General features: G+C 41.4%; 22 protein-coding genes. 21 read left to right on the forward strand and 1 reads right to left on the reverse strand.

Going from position 1 to position 22,310, the window contains the following annotated elements; all coding sequences use genetic code 11:
• Positions 1-9 precede the first annotated feature (9 nt).
• The 6 genes from LI149_RS05170 (at position 10) to queA (ending at position 6,270) form a co-directional block, all read left to right on the forward strand.
• Complete coding sequence (locus LI149_RS05170) at positions 10-1,215, forward strand: ABC transporter substrate-binding protein (protein WP_227143048.1); 1,206 nt, start codon at positions 10-12, stop codon at positions 1,213-1,215.
• A gap of 33 nt (positions 1,216-1,248) precedes the next feature.
• On the forward strand, positions 1,249-2,313 hold the full coding sequence (locus LI149_RS05175; protein ID WP_227143049.1) for an iron ABC transporter permease: 1,065 nt from the start codon (positions 1,249-1,251) through the stop codon (positions 2,311-2,313).
• A 1-nt stretch (position 2,314) separates the two neighbouring features.
• The gene (locus tag LI149_RS05180; protein WP_227143050.1) at positions 2,315-3,391 is read left to right on the forward strand and encodes an ABC transporter ATP-binding protein; all 1,077 of its coding nucleotides are present in this window, start codon (positions 2,315-2,317) and stop codon (positions 3,389-3,391) included.
• A 119-nt stretch (positions 3,392-3,510) separates the two neighbouring features.
• Positions 3,511-4,488 (forward strand): signal peptide peptidase SppA, encoded by a 978-nt coding sequence (sppA, locus tag LI149_RS05185; protein ID WP_227143051.1) that lies wholly within the window; start codon positions 3,511-3,513, stop codon positions 4,486-4,488.
• The gene (locus LI149_RS05190; protein ID WP_227143052.1) at positions 4,469-5,242 is read left to right on the forward strand and encodes an RDD family protein; all 774 of its coding nucleotides are present in this window, start codon (positions 4,469-4,471) and stop codon (positions 5,240-5,242) included. Before sppA ends, LI149_RS05190 begins: the two co-directional genes overlap by 20 nt.
• Before the next feature lie 2 nt (positions 5,243-5,244).
• The gene (gene queA / locus LI149_RS05195; RefSeq protein ID WP_117613083.1) at positions 5,245-6,270 is read left to right on the forward strand and encodes a tRNA preQ1(34) S-adenosylmethionine ribosyltransferase-isomerase QueA; all 1,026 of its coding nucleotides are present in this window, start codon (positions 5,245-5,247) and stop codon (positions 6,268-6,270) included.
• 114 nt (positions 6,271-6,384) lie between these two features.
• Here the strand turns inward: queA and LI149_RS05200 are convergent, their stop codons facing one another.
• On the reverse strand, positions 6,385-6,876 hold the full coding sequence (locus LI149_RS05200; RefSeq protein WP_005338736.1) for a prolyl-tRNA synthetase associated domain-containing protein: 492 nt from the start codon (positions 6,874-6,876) through the stop codon (positions 6,385-6,387).
• 211 nt (positions 6,877-7,087) lie between these two features.
• On the opposite strand from LI149_RS05200, the gene cbiD reads away from it, so the two are divergent.
• The 15 genes from cbiD (at position 7,088) to LI149_RS05275 (ending at position 22,244) form a co-directional block, all read left to right on the forward strand.
• Complete coding sequence (cbiD, locus tag LI149_RS05205; protein WP_168933720.1) at positions 7,088-8,227, forward strand: cobalt-precorrin-5B (C(1))-methyltransferase CbiD; 1,140 nt, start codon at positions 7,088-7,090, stop codon at positions 8,225-8,227.
• Positions 8,224-8,985 (forward strand): precorrin-4 C(11)-methyltransferase, encoded by a 762-nt coding sequence (gene cobM / locus LI149_RS05210; RefSeq protein WP_168933721.1) that lies wholly within the window; start codon positions 8,224-8,226, stop codon positions 8,983-8,985. Before cbiD ends, cobM begins: the two co-directional genes overlap by 4 nt.
• Positions 8,986-10,044 (forward strand): cobalt-precorrin 5A hydrolase, encoded by a 1,059-nt coding sequence (locus tag LI149_RS05215; RefSeq protein WP_168933722.1) that lies wholly within the window; start codon positions 8,986-8,988, stop codon positions 10,042-10,044.
• Positions 10,037-10,774 carry a precorrin-3B C(17)-methyltransferase gene (gene cobJ / locus LI149_RS05220; protein WP_044911913.1) on the forward strand — a complete coding sequence of 246 codons (738 nt, stop codon included), beginning with the start codon at positions 10,037-10,039 and terminating at the stop codon, positions 10,772-10,774. The genes LI149_RS05215 and cobJ overlap by 8 nt, the downstream gene beginning before the upstream one ends.
• Positions 10,761-12,761 (forward strand): precorrin-6A reductase, encoded by a 2,001-nt coding sequence (gene cobK / locus LI149_RS05225; RefSeq protein ID WP_227078617.1) that lies wholly within the window; start codon positions 10,761-10,763, stop codon positions 12,759-12,761. Before cobJ ends, cobK begins: the two co-directional genes overlap by 14 nt.
• A gap of 42 nt (positions 12,762-12,803) precedes the next feature.
• Entirely contained in the window at positions 12,804-14,222 is a 1,419-nt protein-coding gene (locus LI149_RS05230) for a cobyrinate a,c-diamide synthase (RefSeq protein WP_168933725.1), read from the forward strand.
• 62 nt (positions 14,223-14,284) lie between these two features.
• The gene (cobT, locus tag LI149_RS05235) at positions 14,285-15,352 is read left to right on the forward strand and encodes a nicotinate-nucleotide--dimethylbenzimidazole phosphoribosyltransferase (RefSeq protein WP_168933726.1); all 1,068 of its coding nucleotides are present in this window, start codon (positions 14,285-14,287) and stop codon (positions 15,350-15,352) included.
• 27 nt (positions 15,353-15,379) lie between these two features.
• The gene (locus LI149_RS05240) at positions 15,380-16,006 is read left to right on the forward strand and encodes a bifunctional adenosylcobinamide kinase/adenosylcobinamide-phosphate guanylyltransferase (RefSeq protein ID WP_331464035.1); all 627 of its coding nucleotides are present in this window, start codon (positions 15,380-15,382) and stop codon (positions 16,004-16,006) included.
• Between the two features lie 76 nt (positions 16,007-16,082).
• The gene (locus tag LI149_RS05245; protein WP_173785961.1) at positions 16,083-16,901 is read left to right on the forward strand and encodes an adenosylcobinamide-GDP ribazoletransferase; all 819 of its coding nucleotides are present in this window, start codon (positions 16,083-16,085) and stop codon (positions 16,899-16,901) included.
• A 57-nt stretch (positions 16,902-16,958) separates the two neighbouring features.
• A complete protein-coding gene (locus LI149_RS05250) occupies positions 16,959-17,339 on the forward strand; it encodes a bifunctional adenosylcobinamide kinase/adenosylcobinamide-phosphate guanylyltransferase (RefSeq protein WP_005338752.1) in 381 nt (126 codons plus the stop codon).
• 91 nt (positions 17,340-17,430) lie between these two features.
• The gene (locus tag LI149_RS05255; RefSeq protein WP_227143053.1) at positions 17,431-18,126 is read left to right on the forward strand and encodes a histidine phosphatase family protein; all 696 of its coding nucleotides are present in this window, start codon (positions 17,431-17,433) and stop codon (positions 18,124-18,126) included.
• Positions 18,032-18,967, forward strand: coding sequence for an adenosylcobinamide-phosphate synthase CbiB (gene cbiB / locus LI149_RS05260; RefSeq protein ID WP_243862430.1), 936 nt, complete (start codon positions 18,032-18,034; stop codon positions 18,965-18,967). The genes LI149_RS05255 and cbiB overlap by 95 nt, the downstream gene beginning before the upstream one ends.
• Before the next feature lie 87 nt (positions 18,968-19,054).
• Entirely contained in the window at positions 19,055-20,101 is a 1,047-nt protein-coding gene (locus tag LI149_RS05265) for a histidinol-phosphate transaminase (protein ID WP_173785963.1), read from the forward strand.
• On the forward strand, positions 20,083-21,609 hold the full coding sequence (locus LI149_RS05270) for a cobyric acid synthase (RefSeq protein ID WP_173785964.1): 1,527 nt from the start codon (positions 20,083-20,085) through the stop codon (positions 21,607-21,609). Before LI149_RS05265 ends, LI149_RS05270 begins: the two co-directional genes overlap by 19 nt.
• The gene (locus tag LI149_RS05275; protein ID WP_173785965.1) at positions 21,609-22,244 is read left to right on the forward strand and encodes a precorrin-8X methylmutase; all 636 of its coding nucleotides are present in this window, start codon (positions 21,609-21,611) and stop codon (positions 22,242-22,244) included. Before LI149_RS05270 ends, LI149_RS05275 begins: the two co-directional genes overlap by 1 nt.
• Positions 22,245-22,310: the final 66 nt, after the last annotated feature.

Genomic DNA, 22,310 nt, shown 5'->3' on the forward strand with positions numbered 1-22,310 from the left:
GAAAAGAACATGAAGAAAAAAATATATAAAATAACAGCGCTTTTGCTTGCTACAGCCCTTATGGTTATGGGCTGTGGCTCTGCGAAAAGCGGTAAAGAAAGCAGTGACAGTACGAATTCATCGGCTCAGACATCCTCAGATAATAGCGATTCAAAAAAAGCAGAAGCCCCTCAAATTGACGGGCTGACGTATGAGTCTGCGATGGATCTGACGTATGCGCAGGAATTCGATGTATTTTATTACAAAGATGGATATAAGCTGATTGATGTTCATGAGGGACGGCAGTATCTGATCGTTCCGGAAGGCAAAGAGGCTCCGAAGGGACTGGACAGTGATATTGTTGTCATCAATCAGCCGGTTCAGAATATTTATATGGCTGCTACAGCAATCATGTCATTATTTGATGCATTAGATGCAATTGATACTGTGAAATTTTCTGGTTTAGAGGCTTCCGGCTGGTATATAGAAAGTGCGAAGAAAGCAATGGAATCCGGAGCCATGACATTTGCAGGAAAATACAGTGAACCGGATTATGAGAAGATTGTAGATGGAGATTGCAAACTGGCAGTAGAATCTACGATGATTCTTCACTCACCGAAGGTGCAGGAGATGATTGAAGACCTTGATATTCCAGTATTTGTAGATTATTCCAGTTATGAGTCTCATCCACTTGGAAGAACAGAGTGGATCAAAGTCTATGGAGCAATGTTGAATAAAGAAAAAGAGGCAGAAACATTTTTTGATGACCAGGCAAAGGTAATCGAAGATCTGAAGGATTTTAAGAATACAGAGAAGACAGTGGCATATTTTTACATCAATACAGACGGTTCTGTGGTTGTCCGCAAATCCGATGACTACATTCCGACTATGATTGAGATTGCCGGTGGAAGATATGTGTTCAAGGATCTGAAGAATTCTGAGGGGAATGCGCCATCTGTAAAACTGACGATGGAAGAATTTTATGCAACGGCAGTAGATGCAGATTATCTTATTTACAACGGAACCATTGACGGACAGGTGAGTAGTCTTGGTGATCTGGAAGCCAAGAGCAATCTGTTTACAGAGTTTAAAGCTGTCAAAGATGGAAATGTATGGTATACTGGTAAGAACTTATATCAGGCGACAGACACAGTTGGAGAACTGATTTCAGATATTCATCTGATGCTGACAGATGGTGATGCCAGTCAGATGACATTTCTTGAAAAGATGAAATAAAGATCAAAAAATAAAAGAAACTGGTGGAGAAATATGCAAAATAAGGAAACAAAGCAGGAACAGTTAAGTTTTCATACTGAAAATTTCAGAAAAAGATCCAGATATACATTTGTATTTGTGTGTATGATCGCAGCATTTTTTGTCATTACAGTGCTGAATATTAATACGGGAAATGTACATATTTCTGTGCCGAAGATTTTGAGAATATTATTTTTACAAGATGGAGAGGCGGTAGAGTACAGTATCATATGGAAGATACGTCTGCCGCGTATCCTCATGGCAGCATTACTGGGCGGAGCATTGTCTCTGTCCGGTTTCTTATTACAGACATTTTTCTCAAATCCGATCGCAGGACCGTTTGTACTTGGAATTTCTTCCGGAGCGAAGATGGCTGTCGCACTGACTATGATTGTATTTTTAAAATATGTAGGACATTTTTCATCTTACACATTAGTAGTGGCAGCATTTATCGGTTCGTTGATATCGACGGGATTCATTCTTTTGATGTCAAAGAAGATTCATCATATGGCATCCCTTTTAGTAGGAGGAATCATGATTGGATATATCTGTTCCGCAATTACAGATTTTGTGGTGACATTTGCAGATGATTCTGATATTGTAAATCTTCATGGCTGGTCACAGGGAAGTTTTTCCGGTATGAGCTGGGGAAATATAAAAGTAGCTATAGTTGTAGTTGGAATTGCGGCAGTGTGTACATTTTTACTGTCAAAACCAATCAGTGCATATCAGCTTGGAGAAGCATATGCACAGAGTATGGGAGTGAATATTAAAGTATTCCGAGTTGTTATTATATTACTGTCAAGTATTCTTTCTGCGTGTGTGACTGCATTTGCCGGACCAATTTCTTTTGTGGGAATTGCAGTTCCATTTCTTACGAGAAAAGCGTTCGGAACATCAAAACCGATTGTGGTGATACCGGGTACATTTTTTATAGGGGCTGTATTCTGTATGATCTGTGATCTGATCGCTCGTATGGCACTGGCACCGGTGGAGCTGAATATCAGTACAGTCACATCGATACTTGGTGCACCGATTGTCATCTATATGATGGTGAAGCGTGAGAAAGGAAGAATGTAACATGGCAGATTATTATTTTAAAATGGATGATATGGCTGTTGGATACCAGGGAAAGACACTGATCCATGACATTAATATTGGTATTGATAAAGGTGAAATTGTAACGCTCATTGGACCAAATGGATCCGGTAAATCTACAATTTTAAAGAGCATTACAAAACAATTGAAATTAATTGGAGGAAAGGTGTTCTTCGATGGCACGTCCCTTCAGGAAATGTCTTATAAAGAACTTTCTTCCAATATGGCTGTTGTTTTGACAGAACGTATCAAAACGGAGCTTATGACCTGTCATGAAATTGTGGCAACAGGACGTTACCCATATACAGGGCGGCTTGGAATACTGACGCCGGAAGATGAACAAATCGTAGATGAGGCAATGAAGGCAGTTCATGCAGAAGATCTGGGAAACCGCGATTTTAACGCTATTAGTGATGGACAAAAACAGAGAGTTCTTCTTGCAAGAGCAATCTGTCAGGAGCCGGAGATTATTGTGCTGGATGAGCCGACATCTTTTTTAGATGTACGATATAAATTAGAATTACTTGCAATATTGGAACGTATGGCAAGAAAAAAGCATATTACAGTCATTATGTCGCTGCATGAGATTGATCTTGCACAGAAAGTGTCGGATAAGATTATCTGTGTGAAGGGAGATACCATTGCACATTATGGAAAGCCAGAAGAGGTATTTAAGGAAGATACAATCCGCAGTCTTTATGAAATTGACAATGGTTCTTTTGATCCGGTATTTGGAAGCATAGAGCTTCCGAAGATAGAAGGAGAACCAGAGGTATTTGTAATTTCGTCCGGAGGAAGCGGAATCCCAATTTATCGACAGTTACAGAAAGAACACATTCCATTTGCAGCAGGAATCCTCTACAAGAATGATATTGACTATCAGCTTGCAAGACTTCTGGCAGTGGAAGTGATTACAGAAGAACCATTCCGGCAGATTAGTGATGAGACATTTGAAAGAGCAGTTGAAGTGATGAAAAAGTGTAAGAGAGTTATTGTAACAGATGTGCCGGTGGGAGAATGTAATAAAAGAGTCGAAGAATTAATAAAGTTAGCAAAATAGCAGGACGCGTAGTAAATTCGAGGTTTACTACGCGTTAAATGTATTATTTTTTGAAAAACAATCCTTCATATGTTACAATAAAAAAGCTATGGAGATTTAGAACTTAAAGGAGAAAAAAGATGAAGAACAAACAGATAATCGGTCTGGTTGTGGCTGGGGCTGTATTTATTGTGACAGGTGTTACAAGCGTATTGACGAATACTTTATCTGCAAATACAATGGCAGAAGATGTGACAACGATGCTGGCTGGAGAACTGGAATTTGATCCGCCGGCAGATGATTATATTGGAGTTGTGAATGTAGTGGGGACGATTCAGGAGCAGACGCAGAGCAGTGTATTGGATACATCGTCTGGATATCAGCACAATACAACGATGGATTATATTGACAATCTTATGGACGATTCAGATAATAAAGGGATTCTGCTGTATGTGGATTCTCCAGGCGGAGCGGTCTATGAGTCGGAAGAACTTCATGACAAGCTGATAGAATATAAAGAGACGACAGGCCGTCCAATCTGGACTTATATGGCACATTATGCAGCTTCTGGCGGGTACATGACGTCTGTAACCGGAGATAAGATTTATGCGAATAAGAATACGGTTACAGGATCTATCGGCGTCATTATGTCAGGGTATGATATGAGCGGACTTTATGAGAAACTTGGAATTCGTTATGTCAGTATTACGAGTGGTGTGAACAAGGACAGTTCCAAGCTGACAGACGAGCAGGTCGCAATTTACCAGTCGCAGGTCGATGAGTGTTATCAGGAGTTTGTAAATATTGTTGCGGACGGAAGAGATATGTCGGCAGACCAGGTAAAAGCACTGGCAGACGGACGCACTTACACCGCAAAACAGGCAAAAGCGAATGGGCTTATTGATGAGATCGCAACTTACCAGGATGTAATGAATCAGATGGCTTTGGAGCTTGGAGTAGACGAGTTCTATACACCGAGCAGTGAGGAAAGCATATTGGCGGCAATATTTAGTAAAGCAGAAAAGCTTGTTCCAAAATCTGAGGCACAGATATTAAAGGAAACTGCCGAAGAGAAGGAAAGCGGGGTGCTGATGTATTATGCAGAACAGTTACAGTAATGAGAATTATGCCGGGTTCTGGGTGCGTTTAGCAGCCTATATTATTGACAGCATCATCGCAGCAGTTGTGCTTCTTGTTGTACGGCTTATCTGGATTGGAGTCGGAGCCATAATCAGTGGTACAATACTGGATGGAAATGTATTGTTTCATTATTCATTAAAGGATATTGTGTTGTACATTTTCAAAGTCATGTATTTTGTTTTATTGACATGGTGTACTGGAACAACGATTGGAAAACGGCTGATGAATCTTAGGGTAGTACCTGCTGACAGGAATGAAAAGCTTTCATTTGTGGATGTATTATACCGGGAGACTGTCGGAAGATTCTTATGTGGAATATCTATCTGGATTGGATATATTATTGTGGGAGTTGATAAGGAAAAACGGGGCTTTCACGATATGCTCTGTGACACAAGAGTTGTCTATGAGAAAAAAGTGAAAATGTATCCAGAGTATCAGAGTGCGGCAGAACCGCAGATGTCTGTACAGCCGCGAGAACCAGTGCAGACACAGAATTATGTACAGAAAAATGTGCAAGTGCAGAGTCAGTCACAGCCAGGACAACCGTATAGAGCTGTGCCAGATGGAGGATATAGTTTCGTGAGTGATGCCGGGCAAGTGAAAAAGGAGTTTACACAAGCTGAATCTGAAAAAACAACTGGGACTACAGGTGAAAATGTAACAGAAATAAAAGAAAACAAAGAAGAAGTAGAAGATAGTATAGAAGAAAACATACAGGAAGGGGATTTATAATCATGAAACGTCAGGACTTTTATTATGATCTGCCAGAGGAATTAATCGCGCAGGATCCGCTCGAGGATCGTTCCAGTTCCAGACTTCTTGTCCTTGACAAGGAGACGGGAGCTACTTCACATCATATATTTAAAGAAATTACAGGATATCTGAAAGAAGGAGACTGTCTTGTCATCAATGATACCAAGGTTATTCCGGCAAGACTGATTGGAGCGAAGGAAGGAACAGGAGCAAAGATTGAGATTTTATTATTAAAGAGAAAAGAGAATAATATCTGGGAGACACTGGTAAAGCCCGGTAAGAAGGCAAAAGTTGGAACAAGAATCGTATTTGGAGAAGGTCTTCTTGTTGGAGAGGTCGTTGGAATCGTAGAAGAAGGAAATCGTCTGGTGAAGTTTGAATATGAAGGAATTTTTGAAGAGATTTTAGACCAGCTCGGACAGATGCCGCTGCCTCCGTATATTACACATCAGTTGGAAGATAAGAATCGTTATCAGACTGTTTATGCAAAGCATACCGGATCCGCAGCGGCACCGACAGCGGGACTTCATTTTACACCGGAATTATTAAAAGAGATAGAAGAAAAAGGCATTGACATTGCGAGAGTGACACTTCATGTAGGACTTGGAACATTCCGTCCTGTAAAGGTAGATGAGATTACAGATCATCATATGCATTCTGAGTTCTATCAGGTTGACGAAGAAGCAGCTGAGAAGATCAACCGCGCAAAAGATTCCGGTCACAGAGTTATCTGTGTTGGAACGACAAGCTGCAGAACCATTGAATCGGCAGCGGACGAGACCGGACATTTGAAACCGACAAGTGGCTGGACAGAGATTTTTATCTATCCGGGATATAAATTCAAGATTTTAGATGGATTGATCACGAACTTCCATCTGCCGGAGTCAACACTGATTATGTTAGTATCAGCACTGGCAGGAAGAGAACATGTATTGGCAGCATATGAAGAAGCAGTACAGGAAAGATACAGATTCTTTTCCTTTGGCGATGCAATGCTGATTATATAATCAGCCTATGGGGTTAAGCCTTCCCATGCCAAAAGTAGGAATAGAAAACCCCGGAGTTGCCGCTCCGGGGTTTTTGCTCCGTGTCCAAATGGATACATTGCTTCTCTTTGCCTGTTATAACCGTATTTTCATCACATCCACATCAAGATTCCACAGGAACTTATCCAGATCTTTAAATGAGAGGAATACTGTTGCTGTGTTTTCCAATGGGTGAATTCCCAGACTTTTGCATTTGCTTAAGTTTTTATCAATAAAAAATTCGACTGCATGGTCGGTATCATTCATGAGACCGAATGGAGATACGCTTCCCTGTTTGAGCCCGAGATATTTTTCGAGACGTTCTTCTGAGGCAAAGCTTAAGTTTCCGGCACCGAGCTGTCTGCCAAGAGACTTTAAGTCTACTTTAGCATTTTCATCACAGGTAATGAGAAAATGACGTTTTCCTTTTGCATCTCTGAGAAACAGGTTCTTGCACAGAGTTCCTTTCTCGGGAAGACCGAGGCGGTCCATGTCTTCCATTGTGTGTACGGGTTCGTGTTCTACGACTTCATATTTAATTCCGAGCTTGTTTAAGGCGTCATAGACACGCTGCTTTTGTTCTGACATAAAAAATGGCTCCTTTCTTTGCTTGTTTTATTGTATCACAGAATGTAGATTTCGGCACGCGGATATTGAAAAGTCTGGCATCAATAAAAATCTTGAAAAAAAGACAATAGATGGAAGTGGCAAATGATTTGACAACCTTCACACAGATAGGTAGAATGAAGAGAGCGAACGATGATGAATTCAAAAAATTCAGACTGGAAAGGTAAAAACTATGACGAAAAAACTCCGAAGAGGATATACCACAGGAACGTGTGCACAGGCAGCAACAAAGGCCGCGGTCACAATGCTTCTTGGAAATGTCAGCGTAGATCAGGTCACAGTGTCTTTACCAGGAAAAGAAGTGTTGACACTGAAGATCGCTGAGGCTCAAAAAGAATTTAATAAATATAATAAAAGTAATCCGGATATAGAATCTGTTTCCTGCGCAGTACGAAAAGACAGTGGAGATGATCCGGATATTACAAATGGAATTTTAGTATACAGTAAAGTAAGCAGAATAAAATCTGGTATAGTCCTGGACGGAGGCATTGGAGTCGGCAGGGTGACGAAGCCCGGATTGGATCAGCCTGTAGGAAATGCTGCAATTAATCGAGTGCCGAGACAGATGATTTTAAGAGAAGTCGAAGAGGCGTGTGAAATGTATGGGTACGACGGCGGAATTAAAATAGAGATATCCATTCCGCAGGGAGTAGAACTGGCAAAGAAAACATTTAATCCGAGACTTGGAATTGAAGGCGGTATTTCTGTTTTGGGAACAAGTGGAATCGTGGAGCCGATGAGTGAACAGGCTCTGCTTGATACGATTGAATTAGAGATGAAGATCAGGCGTGCAGAGGGAAAGAACTATCTCATTATGGCGCCAGGGAATTATGGGCTGGATTTTCTGCGAGAAGCATATGGAATTCAGGATAAAGATGTAGTAAAATGCAGTAATTATATAGGGCAGAGCATGGATATGGCAGCAGATTGTAAGTTTCAAGGGCTTGTACTTGCCGGACATATCGGAAAGCTGATCAAAGTATCAGGTGGAGTGATGAATACGCATTCCAGATGGGCAGACTGCCGTATGGATCTTTTGGCAACGGCAATGCTACGGGCTGGATTTTCCGCAGATCGCGCCAGAGCGGTTCTGGATTGCGTGACGACCGATGATGCGCTTGCACTTTTAAGTGAAGAAGAGCGAGAAGCTACAATCGGGCAAATCATGAGATCCATTGAAAAATATATGGAATACCGCATGGCAGATCAGATGCCTGTTGGGGCAATTTTATATTCAAATGTGTATGGAATTTTGGGAAAAACAAGTAAGGTAGATACTTTGATGCATTTGTGGGAGGAAGAAAATCAATGATACATTTTGTAGGAGCAGGACCGGGAGCGGTCGATTTGATTACGGTAAGAGGACAACGATATCTTAAAGAAGCAGATGTAATCATTTATGCTGGATCACTGGTCAATAAAGGATTGCTGGAATATGCAAAGGAAGGCTGCGAAGTTTATAATAGTGCCTATATGACACTGGAAGAAGTCATAGAGGTTATGATAAAGTCAGAAAAAGAAGATAAGATGACCGTACGACTTCATACGGGTGATCCTTGTCTTTATGGTGCAATCCGTGAGCAGATGGACATTCTTGATGAAAAAGGAATTGATTATGATTCCTGCCCTGGAGTCAGCTCATTTTGTGGAGCGGCAGCAGCACTGAATCTGGAATATACTCTTCCGGAGGTGTCACAGAGTGTTATTATTACACGAACGGAAGGAAGGACTCCGGTTCCTGAGCGGGAAAAGATCATGAGTTTTGCTGCACATGGTGCAACGATGGTTCTTTTCTTAAGTACAGGACTTTTGGAAAAGCTGGTAAAAGAACTGCTTGCCGGAGGATATGCACCAGATACGCCGGCAGCAATTGTGTACAAAGCAACATGGCCGGAGGAAGAGGCATATGTATGTACGATAGATACACTTGTGGAGACAGCAAGGAAACATCAGATTACAAAGACTGCACTGATCCTTGTGGGAAATGTAGTGACTCACAGCCATTATGAACGGTCAAAGTTGTATGATCCGGGATTCACAACTGAATTCCGGAAAGGAAGTGATTCTTAGATGAAAGCTGCAATTCTGAGCTTTACTGCAAACGGAAGAAAGACGGCTGGAAAAGTCAGGAAAGCTTTGTCGGCAGAAGACTGGCTTGTAGCAGAGAATGTCAAATGTAAAGAAGAGGCAGATTCTTATGAGGGAAGCCTGAAAGAATGGACCGGAGAACATTGGAAAGTATCTGATGTTTTGATCTATGTAGGTGCAGCAGGAATTGCAGTTCGGGCAGTTGCATCATTTGTAGTGTCCAAAAAAGAAGACCCGGCTGTACTGGTTATAGATGAGCTTGGAAAATACTGTATTCCAATCTTGTCCGGACACATTGGAGGTGCCAATGAACTTGCAGAAAAACTCAGTCAAATGCTTTCCATGGAGGCCGTGATCACAACAGCAACAGATTTGAATCAGAAGTGGGCGGTTGATATATTTGCAAAGAAAAATAGATTATATATAGAAGATATGAAACTGGCAAAACTCGTATCTGCAGATATTTTGGCTGGCAAACAAGTTTTAGCAGAGATAGAACCAGAATGCTCTGTCATAGGACAGATTCCAAAAGAATTAAAATTCATACATGAGTCAGACAGATGTGATTCAAGGGCTTTAAAGATCCACATAGGAATCTGTAAAAACGATGTACCTGCAGGAAGCGGAACACAGGTGTTGTATTTGATTCCTAAAGCTGTGGTTTTAGGGATTGGCTGTAAGAAGGGAACTGCTGCTGAAAAGATTGAAAAGCATGTAACACAGGTGCTTGAGGAGTATGGAATTTTTCCGGAAGCAGTGAAACTTGCAGCAAGCATTGATTTAAAGAAGGAAGAGCCTGGACTATGTACATACTGTGAAAAATATGACATACCGTTTCAGACATTTTCGAAAGAAGAGCTGGAACAGGCAGAAGGGACATTTACAGGATCTGAATTTGTAAAACAGACCACAGGTGTTGATAATGTGTGTGAAAGAAGTGCTATGTGTGCCGGAGGGGAGAAAATTCTGGTACACAAGACAGCGCACGAAGGAGTGACAGTTGCTGTGGCAGTGGAGAAATGGAGTGTGGATTTTGAATAAAGTATATGTGATTGGAATGGGACCTGGTGCTTATGAGCAGATGACGGTTGCAGCGGTGGAAGCGCTAAAGGGCTGTGATGTGATTGTTGGGTATACAGTATATGTAGATCTTATGAAAAAATATTTTCCGGAAAAGGAATTTATGACAACGCCGATGAGAAAGGAGCCGGAGCGATGCCGGCTGGCATTTGAAGAGGCAAAAAAAGGGCGTGTGACAGCTATGGTGTGCAGTGGTGATTCCGGGATTTACGGAATGGCAGGACTCATGTATGAAATCGGAGAAGAATATCCGGAAGTCGAGATCGAGGTTCTTCCGGGTGTGACAGCAGCAATGGGGGGAGCAGCAGTGCTTGGTGCACCGCTTGGACACGATTGCTGTCTGATTAGTTTAAGTGATCTTCTGACGCCGTGGGAACTGATTGAAAAGAGACTTCGGGCGGCAGCACAGGCGGATTTTCTGATTGCTTTATATAATCCTTCCAGCAAAAAGAGAAAAGATTATCTTGCAAGGGCTTGTGATATTTTGCTTGAGTACAAAGAAGAAAGTATTATATGCGGTATTGTGAGAAATATTGCAAGAGAAGAAGAAAGTATGAACATACTGACACTGAAAGAGCTACGAAATACCGAGGTAGATATGTTTTCTACCGTTTATATAGGGAATAAAATGACAAAAATAATTAAACATAAAATGGTTACACCAAGGGGATATCGATATGACAGAAAATAAAATTTTAATATATGCAGGAACAACAGAAGGAAGACGGCTGGCAGAATTTTTAGTAAAAAGGGAAGTCAGTGTTCATGTCTGCGTGGCAACAGAATATGGAGAGAGTCTGCTGCCAGAGGGAAGTAATATTACAACAACACATGAACGAATGGATGAAAATCAGATGATAGAATTTATCAATGAATATCATCCTTCATATGTAGTGGATGCGACTCACCCTTATGCGATAGAAGTGACAGAAAACCTGCAAAATGCATGTGAAAAAGCCGGAGTTCCGTATTTGAGGATTTTAAGGGATACAGGAGCTGAAAAGTCAGATTGCATTTATGTGGATAGCATGGAAGAGGCAATTGAATATCTGGAGCAGACGACAGGAAATATTCTGGCAACGACAGGAAGTAAAGAACTGGCAGCTTTTCAGAATCTCACAGATTACAAAAAACGTGTTTATGCGAGAGTGCTTTCAACAGCGAAAGTGGCACATAAGTGTGAACAGCTTGGGTTTACCGGAAAGAATCTGATCTGTATGCAGGGACCATTTTCGGTGGAAATGAATTATGCAATTATGAAGAGCTATGACATTTCTTATATGGTGACAAAGGATTCGGGAAATATTGGCGGGTTCCTGCAAAAATATAATGCAGCGAAAAAGGCTGGTGTGAAAATCATCGTTTTGGGCCGTCAGAAAGAAGAGTCCGGATATACTTACGAAGAAATCATTGATCTGTTAAAAGAAGAGTATCATTTCAAAACAATGCAAAAAGTGACGCTTGCAGGAATCGGAATGGGAACAGAAGGTTCAATGACTGTGGAAGTTAAAAAGGCATGTGAGGAAGCCGATGTACTGATCGGTGCATCACGTATGTTAAAATCTGTTGTAAAAGAAGGACAGCAGACATTTGCAGCTTACAAACCGGATGAAATTACGGATTATATTTTCAGTCATCCACAAGATGAAAATATAGTAGTTGTACTGTCAGGAGATCCTGGCTTTTACAGTGGTGCAAAGAAATTGATTTTAACGATCCGTGACAGGCTGAAAAAAAGTGGTGAGCCTGATCGTGTAAAGACAGAGATTTTACCGGGAATTTCTACAGTTTCCAGTTTGTGTGCAAAACTTCAGATTCCATGGGAAGACATAAAACTTGTCAGCATTCATGGACGAGAGGAAAATCTTCTTGCAGCTGTGAAAAATAATAAGTATACGTTTACACTGACAGGTTCTGCAGCAGATGTCCGTAAGCTTGCAAAAACTTTGATCGATGCCAGACTTGGAGATTGTAACATGGCAGTCGGGGCAGAGCTTACTTATGAGGGAGAGCAGATTTTAAAAGGAAATGTGTCAGAATTCCTGGATTATGATGGAGACAATCTTGCAGCGGTGCTCATTGCCAATCCATATGGTGGAGAAAATGCGGTGACTCATGGAATGAATGATGAAGAATTTATCCGTGGAGATGTTCCAATGACAAAAGAGGAAGTGCGATCCATCAGTCTTTCAAAAATGAAGATCAGAAAGTCGGATATTATATATGATATCGGGGCGGGAACCGGATCTGTATCTGTGGAATCTGCAATTCAGGCAGAAGACGGACAGGTTTATGCAGTGGAAATCAATCCGGAGGCAGCTGGTCTTATTGAGGAAAATGCCAGAAAATTTGCAGTGAGCAACATAAAAGTTATTGAAGGCAGTGCGCCGGAAATATTAAAAGATCTTCCGGCACCAGACTGTGTATTTATCGGAGGAAGTAAAGGACGACTGGAAGAGATTCTGGAGCTTATCAGGAAAAAGAATCCACAGGCAAGAGTGGTATTAAATGCTATTTCACTGGAGACATTGGCGCAGACTCTGGAATATTGCAGAAAATATCCGATTAAAAATGATGAAATTGTGCAGGTCAATATTGCAAAATCTAAAGTAGTTGGAAGTTATCATATGATGACAGGACAGAATCCGATTTATGTTGTAAGTTTTGAATTAGATTAATTATACGGCCGGACTTTGAATAAGGAGTTAAACAGAAAAAATATGCAGCCCATAGATGATAAAGACAATAACAGAAATAGTAATGCAATTCCAAGATTATTATTGACAGCCGCATCCAGTGGAAGCGGAAAAACGATGATTACATGTGGAATATTAAAGGCTCTGAAAAATCGTGGTCTTAATTGTGCTGCATTTAAATGTGGACCAGATTATATCGACCCGATGTTCCACCGGAAAGTGCTTGGAATCGACAGTTACAATCTGGATACCTTTATGTGCAAAAGAACAGGAGTGAGACAATCACTTCTTTCTCATGGAAAGAACAGAGATATCTGTGTTCTGGAAGGTGTGATGGGATATTATGATGGAATTGCCGGAATTTCAAAAGAAGCCAGCGCATGGGATGTGGCAGATACAACAGATACACCAGCTATATTGATTTTAGATTGCAAAGGAGTCTCTGTCTCTGCAGTTGCAGTTGTAAAAGGATTTTTGGAATATGAAACAGAACATCATATCAAGGGCGTGATTTTAAACCGTATCTCCCCGATGATGTATGCAAGGATGAAGCAGATGATAGAAGAACAGTTAAAAGTCCGCGTATATGGATATGTTCCGGTTGTATCAGAATGTGTTCTGGAAAGCAGATATCTGGGTTTGCAGATTCCGGAAGAAGTAGAGAAAATCGATGAAAAGCTGGAACATCTGGCAAGGGTGATGGAAGATACCGTAGATTTGGACGGAATATTAGAACTTGCCCGGAATGTATCAGCAATGCAGGAAGATACACAAGTCAAAGAGCATCTTTTGAACTTATCAGACCCTTTGCAAAAAGGAATTCGAATTGCAGTTGCACATGATGAAGCATTTTGTTTTATCTATCCGGATAATCTGGAGATTTTAAAAAAATTGGGAGCAGAAATTGTCACATTTTCACCAATACACGACAGAAGCCTGCCTGAGAATATACAGGGAATTGTTCTTTATGGAGGGTATCCGGAGCTGTATGCGAAAGAATTAAGTGAAAATGATTCTATGCGTGAAAGTATCTGCCATGCAGTAACGTTGGGAGTACCATGTATTGCTGAATGTGGAGGATTTATGTATCTGCAGGAACGGCTGGAAGGTTCTGACGGGAAAATATATGATATGGCCGGAGCACTTTTTGGAAAAAGCTATAAGACAGAAAAACTGAGAAGGTTTGGATATATTATATTATCCAAAGGGACAGTTTTTGGTCATAATGTTGGAAACATTACAGCACATGAATTTCATTATTACGAATCAGAAGAATGTGGTCATGCATTTACAGCGAAAAAACCGATGTCCACGAGGGGATGGGAGTGTATGATCAGTACAGATACAATATTGGCAGGATATCCACATATTCATTATATGGGAAATCCACAAGTTGCAGAAGCATTTGCGGGTGCGTGCAGAAGATATAAAGAAAAAGATTAACAGGCATGATGTCAGGATAGACAAGAGGGATAGGAAGCTAAGAAGCAGGAGGTTATTAATAGATGACAAGGGAAGAGAAACTTGGAATTATTATAGATGGAATCGAAAATCTGGACAATGTGGCTATGGAAACTGCCCGGAAGAAATGGAATTCTATCGCAAAGCCATTACATAGCCTTGGAAAGCTGGAAGAGCATATTATCCGGATTGCCGGAATTACTGGAAATGCCGAGGTAGAACTTAAGAATCGTGCACTGATAGCTATGTGTGCAGATAATGGTGTCGTGGAAGAAGGTGTGACACAGACCGGACAGGAAGTAACTGCAATTGTAGCAGAGAATTTTCTGGAAGGAGCTACCAGCGCCGCGATTATGTGTCAGAGTGCAGAGGTAGATCTGTTTCCGATAGACATTGGTATGGTTCGTGATACAAGAGTACCGAATTATAAAGTTGCTTATGGAACAAAGAATATGGTGAAAGAGCCTGCAATGACAAGAGAAGAGGCGCTTCAGGCAATCCTGACAGGAGTGCATCTTGTGAAAGAGAAAAAAGAAGCAGGATATCAGATACTTGCGACCGGAGAGATGGGAATCGGTAATACAACGACTAGCAGTGCAGTGGCGAGTGTCCTTTTAGATGAATCAGTGGAGACAATGACCGGGAGAGGAGCCGGACTTGACAGTGCTGGTCTTAGAAGAAAGATATGTGCTATCAAAACAGCCATTGCAAAAAATAAGCCAAATGCAGATGATCCGGTAGATGTACTTTCAAAAGTAGGAGGATTTGATCTTGCCGGACTTGTTGGAATTTATCTGGGCGGAGCGTATTACCACGTTCCGGTAATTATGGATGGTTTCATCTCAGCGGTAGCGGCACTTGCAGCAGTGCAAATGTGCAATAAAGTCAGAGAATATATCATTGTGTCTCATGTGTCCAAAGAGCCGGGAATGCATATTCTTCTTAAGGCACTTGGGAGGGAAGCATCTATGACTTGTGATATGTGTCTTGGAGAAGGGACAGGAGCTGTTGCATTTCTTCCGGTACTGGATATGGCGTTGGCTGTATATGAGAAAATGAGTACATTTTCCGATATTCACATTGACGATTATGAAGAATTAGGAGATAAATAGAATATTCAAAGAAAGTCTGGGGATAAAATGATGATGCATGTAATAACCGGGGGCAGTGGAAGTGGAAAATCTGCCTATGCGGAAATGTGGCTGACCGGAAAACCGGAGAAAAGCGAAGAAAAAAAAGCGATATGCCCATATCTGTATATTGCGACCATGCGTCCATTTGGTGCAGAGACACAAAAGAAGATTGAACGCCACAGGCAGATGCGCGCCGGAAAAGGATTTCAGACGCTGGAGTGTTATGGAGATTTGAGGACGCTTGATGATTTTATCCAAAGGTGGAAGAGAAGTAAAAGTATCTTAGATATCAATAAAACTTGTAGGAACGAAAAAAATCAGGAGAATGCTAAAACAGGAGGAATTCTGTTAGAGTGCGTTTCCAATTTACTGGCGGATGTGCTATATCAGGAAGATGGAAGTCTTGCAGAGGATGAAGTGGTTCTGGAGACGATTGTAGAAGGAATCCGTTATTTGAACACACAGACGGAGCGATTAGCGATTGTGACGAACGAAGTGCATAGTGATCTGCAGGATTATTCAGAAGAAACAAAAAAATATATCGGACTTCTCGGAAAGATCAATCAGGAGCTTGGAAAAATGGCAGATCAGGTAACAGAAGTTGTCTATGGAATCCCGATTAAGATAAAATGAGCAAATAGTAAAATGATGTTGGAGTCAAAAGCCCCAACTATGATGGGATATAGAAATAGGAAGGTTACAAAGTAGTATGAAAAAAATGTGGAATAGTTTTAAAATTGCATTTTCTATGTACAGCAAGATTCCCATGCCACAAAGTGAATGGACAGATGAAAATATGTCGCTTGCGATGTGTTTTTTTCCGTGGGTGGGTGCTGTTATCGGTCTGGCGTCATGGGTTGTCTATCAGGCAGGAGGATGGCTGGCTGACAGGCAGGAAACTTTATCTTCTGGAATACCAGGCAGTAGTAATCTTTTTTTGACGATTTTATTAGTGCTGATTCCCATCTTTATTACTGGCGGAATTCATCTGGATGGTTTTTTGGATACACAGGATGCTTTAAGTTCCTATCAGCCGATGGAACGCAGACTGGAGATTTTAAAAGATTCTCATGCCGGAGCATTTGCAATTATTTCCTGCAGTGTATATTTTTTAGCGTACACGGGGATTTATTCTATGCTTACAGCTCATGCAGTGAAAGTAATCGCCATTAGCTTTATACTGTCGCGTACATTGAGTGGACTTTCGGTTATCTGTTTTCCACAGGCGAGAAAAAAAGGACAGGGGCTTGTGGCAACATTTTCAGAAAGTGCGGAAAAAAGAGTGAACCGAAGAACGCTCATGATATATTTGATTGTACTTAGTGCACTCATGATTGTGGTGGGGAAATGGTCCGGAGCAGCAGCGGTGATTATGGCACTTCTTGTATTCTGGCATTATCATCACATGTGTATCAGCAAATTTGGCGGGGTCACTGGAGATCTGGCAGGGTATTTCCTACAAATGTGTGAAATTCTGATGGCGTTGGCAGTTGTAGTGATGGAACAGATTTTATTGTTATTAAAGTAGCTGCAAGGTCAATAGGATATACGCAGAGAAAGACGAGGCATGTGAAAAGAGATGATCATGATTATAGGAGGAGCATATCAGGGGAAACTTGCCTATGCAAAGGAGACGTTTCCGGATGTGCGCTGGACAGACGGAGAGCAGTGCGAAAAAGAAGCAATCTTTCAGTACAGGGGAATTTTTCATTTTCATAAATATATAGAACGATTGCTCTCGGAAGGAGAAGATATTTCCGAACTGGCGAAGCAGTTGAAGGAGAAAAATCCAGATTTGATTTTAGTGACGGACGAGATTGGATATGGAATCGTGCCGATGGACCCATTTCTCAGAGAAGTACGGGAAACTACAGGGCGCATCTGCACAGAGCTAGCGAAAGATGCAAAGAGTGTGATAAGAGTTGTCTGTGGAATTCCGACGGTAATTAAGGCGCAGGTCAAATAGTTTATCTTTGATACTAGAAGTATGATGATGTTAGGAGCAAAAGCCCAAATTATGATAAATGGAAGCAGATTTATATGAGGAAATAAATGGAATGATACAACTATATTTAATTCGTCATTCTATGACGGCAGGCAATTTGAAAAAACGATATATTGGACGGACGGATGAATCACTTTGCCCGGAGGGAATTGTATTACTGGAAAGTTATATTCAGAAAAATATATATCCGGAAGTCCAGAGGGTATATGTAAGTCCCATGAAGCGCTGCATGGAAACAGCAAAATTGATTTTCAAAGAAAACTTTTATGAAGTAGAAGAACTCAGGGAATGTGATTTTGGTATATTTGAAAATAAGAATTATAAAGAATTGTCGGATTGCCCGGAATATCAGGCATGGATTGACAGTGGGGGGACCATGACATTTCCGGGAGGAGAGGATCCGGAAGAATTCAGAAAAAGATGTGTGCGCGGTTTTGAAAAGGTCATAAAGGAGTGCAGACATGATCAGATCAAGAGCGTCGCAGTTGTGGCGCATGGTGGAACGATCATGAGTATCATGGATCGATATGCCAGAGATGAGAATGGTCAGCCGGACGGCAGTTATTATGATTATCAAGTGAAGAACGGAGAAGGATATGAACTTATTATTGCAGATGTTTCTTCCGGTGATGGCGGGATTTGTGCTGGATCTGATGTTTGGAGATCCGGTGTGGCTGTATCATCCGGTGAGAATGATCGGTCATTTGATCTCAGGGGTGGAAAAAATTATAAGAAGCTTATTCCCTAGTGGAAAAACGGGGGAGCGGATCGGAGGAGGATTATTAGTCGTAATCGTGGTGGCAGTCAGTATGGCAGTTCCAGGAGGAATTCTGTATCTTGCATACCACATTTCCTTTTATCTTGGACTGGCAGTGGAAAGCTTTATGTGTTATCAGATCCTTGCAACAAAGTCACTGAAGGTGGAGAGTGACCGTGTCTATCAGGAAATTCAGACAGGAGATATTGCGAGGGCAAGAAAAGCCGTTTCCATGATCGTGGGACGGGATACACAGAATCTGACGATCGAAGGAGTGACAAAGGCTGCGGTAGAAACTGTTGCAGAAAATACGTCAGACGGTGTTATTGCACCTCTTTTTTATATGGTAATCGGCGGAGCTTTGCTTGGATTTGGTTATAAAGCAGTTAATACCATGGATTCCATGGTAGGATATAAGAATGAAAAATATCAGTATTTTGGCACGGCAGCAGCAAAATTTGATGACGTAGTGAATTATATCCCGGCAAGATTATCTGCCTGGCTTATGATTCTGGCATCTGCAATTACGCACATGGACTGGAAAAATGCAAAGAAAGTATTCCTGAGGGATCGATATAATCATAAAAGTCCCAACTCTGCACAGACAGAATCCGTTATGGCAGGAGCATTAGATGTGCAGCTTGCCGGAGACGCCTGGTATTTTGGAAAGCTTTGCAAGAAGCCTACGATCGGAGATGCGATCCGGGAGATTGAACCGGAGGATATCCGCAGATCTCACACATTACTGTATATGACAGCAGTACTTGCATTAGTGGTATTTGAAGTTGTGAAAGTGCTGGTATGTTTGTGGTATTTTACTGTACAATTATAAAAGAACAGGCACAATGCATTGAATTGTCAATGTAATTGCAGCCACATAATAAGGCGAGAATGAATTGAGAATCAAGGAGAGAATCAAGTGCAAAAGAAACCAAGGAAACTCCATGGCGGGGATATTTACCGCCACCCGGACGTGATTGATTTTTCGGTCAATACGAATCCGTTAGGAACACCGGAATCGGTGAAACGTGCGGTACAGGAGAGCGTAGCAAAGATTGAGCATTATCCGGACGTAAGATGCGAAGCCCTCAGAGAAGCAATCAGCAGATTTGAACAAGTGAATATGGAAGAAATCTTCTGTGGAAATGGTGCGGCAGAGCTTTTTTTCGCGGCAGTGCAGACAGTTTGGCCACAAAAAGCGCTGGTGATAGCGCCTTCATTTTCAGAATATGAAGAAGCTCTAAGAAGTGTTGGTGCAGAAGTAGAATATTATTATCTGTGTGAGGAAGATAATTTTCAGATTCGGGAAGATTATGTGGATAAGCTTTCGGAAGAAATAGATATGATATTTTTGTGTAATCCGAATAATCCAACCGGACAGACCATTGACCGGGATATGTTGATTAAGATTCTGGATCGTTGTAAAAAGCAGAATATAGTTGTCATATTGGATGAGTGTTTCTTAGAATTCCTGGATGAACCAAACAGATATGAGATGTCAAATCTAAGGGGAGAATATCCAAACTTACTAATCATCAAAGCATTTACAAAAATATTCAGTATGCCGGGACTGCGTCTTGGTTATGCAATCAGCAGTAATCAGGATATTCTGGAAGAAATGTCCTGGAAGCTTCAACAGTGGAATGTGTCCGTTCCGGCACAGATGGCGGGAGTGGCAGCACTTGAAAAGCCAAAAGAATATATCAGACAGACAAGAGAATATGTATCTGGTCAGCGGGAGTATATGAGAAATATCATGAAGATGATGGGATATGTGGTATTTGCATCAAAAGCCAATTATCTGTTTTTCAAAGGAAGACCAGGACTTGAAAAAGAGGCATTGGAAGCAGGATTTCTGATTCGCGATTGTCAGAATTATGAAGGGTTGTCAGAAGGTTTTTACCGAATCGCAGTGCGGACAAAAGAAGAAAATGAGAGGTTGATCACATGGCTTGGAAGATTATGATACAGGGAACAATGTCCAATGCAGGAAAGAGTCTTCTCTGTGCGGGACTATGTAGGATATTTAAGCAGGATGGCTACAAAGTTGCACCGTTTAAATCGCAGAATATGGCATTGAATTCATTTATCACAGACAAAGGTCTGGAAATGGGACGCGCCCAGGTTGTACAGGCAGAAGCGGCAGGAATCGAGCCGGAAGTATCCATGAATCCAATCTTACTTAAGCCGACCAACGATGTTGGATCTCAGGTAATTGTAAATGGTGAAGTTTTGGGAAATATGAGTGCCCGTGATTATTTTAAATACAAAAAAGAATTGATTCCAGATGTGATGAAGGCTTTTCATAAACTGGAAGAAAATTATGACATCATTGTAATTGAAGGTGCGGGAAGTCCGGCGGAGATTAATTTGAAAGAAAATGATATTGTCAATATGGGGCTTGCAAAGATGGTAGATGCTCCGGTTCTCCTTGTCGGAGATATTGACCGGGGAGGAGTATTTGCACAGCTTCTTGGCACATTGCTTCTATTAGAGGAGGATGAAAAAGAACGTGTAAAAGGGCTGATCATCAATAAATTTCGCGGGGATAAGACTATTCTGGATCCCGGAATCGAGATGCTGGAGGAAAAAGGGAATGTTCCGGTTATAGGAGTAACGCCGTATCTTCATGTGGAGATTGAAGATGAGGACAGTCTGACAGAGCGTTTCACTTCAAAGAAAAGTGGCGGGCTTCTGGATATCGCAGTCATACGTACGCCAAGAATTTCTAATTTTACGGATTTTATGGCAGTGGAAAATATTCCGGAAGTATCCCTTCGCTATGTGAAAAATGTGTCTGAATTCGGAACCCCGGATATGATTATTCTTCCGGGAACTAAAAATACAATGGGCGATTTAAAATGGATCCGTGAAAGTGGCTTGGAAGCATGTATTTTAAAAGCATCAGCGAGCGGAACTCCGGTTTGGGGAATCTGTGGTGGATACCAGATGTTGGGAGAAGTTTTATGTGACCTGGATCAGGTTGAGGACGGCGGAACGATGCAGGGCATGGGACTGCTGCCTTCGGAGACTGTATTTACCGGACGGAAAACACGGACAAGAGTAAATGGAACATTTGCACATGTAGAAGGAATCTTTTCGGAGCTTTCTAATGTAGCATTTGAAGGATATGAAATTCATATGGGTGAGACAACATACGTGGAAGAAGTTATTTCCAAGGAGCATATGAGCCGGATTCAGGATACAGTTAGCGGTAAGATCAGTGAGGATGGTATCTCAGATGGAAATGTATATGGTACTTATATCCATGGCATTTTTGATATGGAAGGTGTTACCGATGTAATTGTTAAAGCACTGGCAAAGAAAAAAGGGATTACACTGGAAAAAGCATCCGGTATGGATCTGAAGTCATTTAAGGAAGAACAATATGATAAACTTGCTGATGGTATTCGTTCACATCTGGACATGGAGCGGATTTATGAGATTATGAAGGAAAATGTGGAGGAAAAGTAATGGCGATCGAATTGGAAAAAGTACTTCCTTCTGAGATTGAGAAGAGGAGTTTTGAGATTATAACCGAAGAACTTACACAGAGTGGGATTGTATTGGATCCGGAAAAAGCACCGGTTATCAAGCGCTGTATCCATACTAGTGCAGATTTTGATTATGCGCAGAACCTTGTATTTTCGGAAAATGCAATTGCACGTGCAAAAGAAGCAATCCGTAATGGAGCATCCATTGTAACAGATACCCAGATGGGACGTTCCGGAATTAATAAAAAAAGACTGGCTCAGTACGGGGGACAGGTGTACTGCTTTATGTCTGATGAAGATGTGGCAGAAAAAGCAAAGCGCGACGGTACAACTCGTGCGGTAGCAAGCATGGAAAAAGCTTGTGAATTAGACGAAAAATTAATTTTTGCAATCGGAAATGCACCGACAGCACTCATTCATCTGTATGAGCTGATACGTGCCGGAAAAATCCGACCAGAGCTGGTAATCGGAGTGCCGGTAGGATTTGTTAATGTCATTCAGTCAAAAGAATTGATTTTGGAATTGCCGGATACACCTTATATCGTAGCGCGGGGAAGAAAAGGTGGAAGTAATATTGCAGCATGTATCTGCAATGCATTGTTGTACAGTTTGTAAAATACTGTCATAATTGCACCGAAAGTCTCTATTTTGTAGAACTAAATTCTGAATTAGGATTTGTTG

Origin of the sequence: Dorea sp. 210702-DFI.3.17 (assembly GCF_020560825.1) — a bacterium.
GTDB classification, from domain to species: domain Bacteria; phylum Bacillota; class Clostridia; order Lachnospirales; family Lachnospiraceae; genus Dorea; species Dorea formicigenerans.

Coding starts and splice junctions, on each gene's coding strand:
- LI149_RS05170 (WP_227143048.1), top strand. CDS start 10: ATGAAGAAAAAAATATATAAAATAACAGCGCTTTTGCTTGCTACAGCC.
- LI149_RS05175 (WP_227143049.1), top strand. CDS start 1,249: ATGCAAAATAAGGAAACAAAGCAGGAACAGTTAAGTTTTCATACTGAA.
- LI149_RS05180 (WP_227143050.1), top strand. CDS start 2,315: ATGGCAGATTATTATTTTAAAATGGATGATATGGCTGTTGGATACCAG.
- sppA (WP_227143051.1), top strand. CDS start 3,511: ATGAAGAACAAACAGATAATCGGTCTGGTTGTGGCTGGGGCTGTATTT.
- LI149_RS05190 (WP_227143052.1), top strand. CDS start 4,469: ATGCAGAACAGTTACAGTAATGAGAATTATGCCGGGTTCTGGGTGCGT.
- queA (WP_117613083.1), top strand. CDS start 5,245: ATGAAACGTCAGGACTTTTATTATGATCTGCCAGAGGAATTAATCGCG.
- LI149_RS05200 (WP_005338736.1), bottom strand. CDS start 6,876: ATGTCAGAACAAAAGCAGCGTGTCTATGACGCCTTAAACAAGCTCGGA.
- cbiD (WP_168933720.1), top strand. CDS start 7,088: ATGACGAAAAAACTCCGAAGAGGATATACCACAGGAACGTGTGCACAG.
- cobM (WP_168933721.1), top strand. CDS start 8,224: ATGATACATTTTGTAGGAGCAGGACCGGGAGCGGTCGATTTGATTACG.
- LI149_RS05215 (WP_168933722.1), top strand. CDS start 8,986: ATGAAAGCTGCAATTCTGAGCTTTACTGCAAACGGAAGAAAGACGGCT.
- cobK (WP_227078617.1), top strand. CDS start 10,761: ATGACAGAAAATAAAATTTTAATATATGCAGGAACAACAGAAGGAAGA.
- LI149_RS05230 (WP_168933725.1), top strand. CDS start 12,804: ATGCAGCCCATAGATGATAAAGACAATAACAGAAATAGTAATGCAATT.
- cobT (WP_168933726.1), top strand. CDS start 14,285: ATGACAAGGGAAGAGAAACTTGGAATTATTATAGATGGAATCGAAAAT.
- LI149_RS05240 (WP_331464035.1), top strand. CDS start 15,380: ATGATGATGCATGTAATAACCGGGGGCAGTGGAAGTGGAAAATCTGCC.
- LI149_RS05245 (WP_173785961.1), top strand. CDS start 16,083: ATGAAAAAAATGTGGAATAGTTTTAAAATTGCATTTTCTATGTACAGC.
- LI149_RS05250 (WP_005338752.1), top strand. CDS start 16,959: ATGATTATAGGAGGAGCATATCAGGGGAAACTTGCCTATGCAAAGGAG.
- LI149_RS05255 (WP_227143053.1), top strand. CDS start 17,431: ATGATACAACTATATTTAATTCGTCATTCTATGACGGCAGGCAATTTG.
- cbiB (WP_243862430.1), top strand. CDS start 18,032: ATGTTTGGAGATCCGGTGTGGCTGTATCATCCGGTGAGAATGATCGGT.
- LI149_RS05270 (WP_173785964.1), top strand. CDS start 20,083: ATGGCTTGGAAGATTATGATACAGGGAACAATGTCCAATGCAGGAAAG.
- LI149_RS05275 (WP_173785965.1), top strand. CDS start 21,609: ATGGCGATCGAATTGGAAAAAGTACTTCCTTCTGAGATTGAGAAGAGG.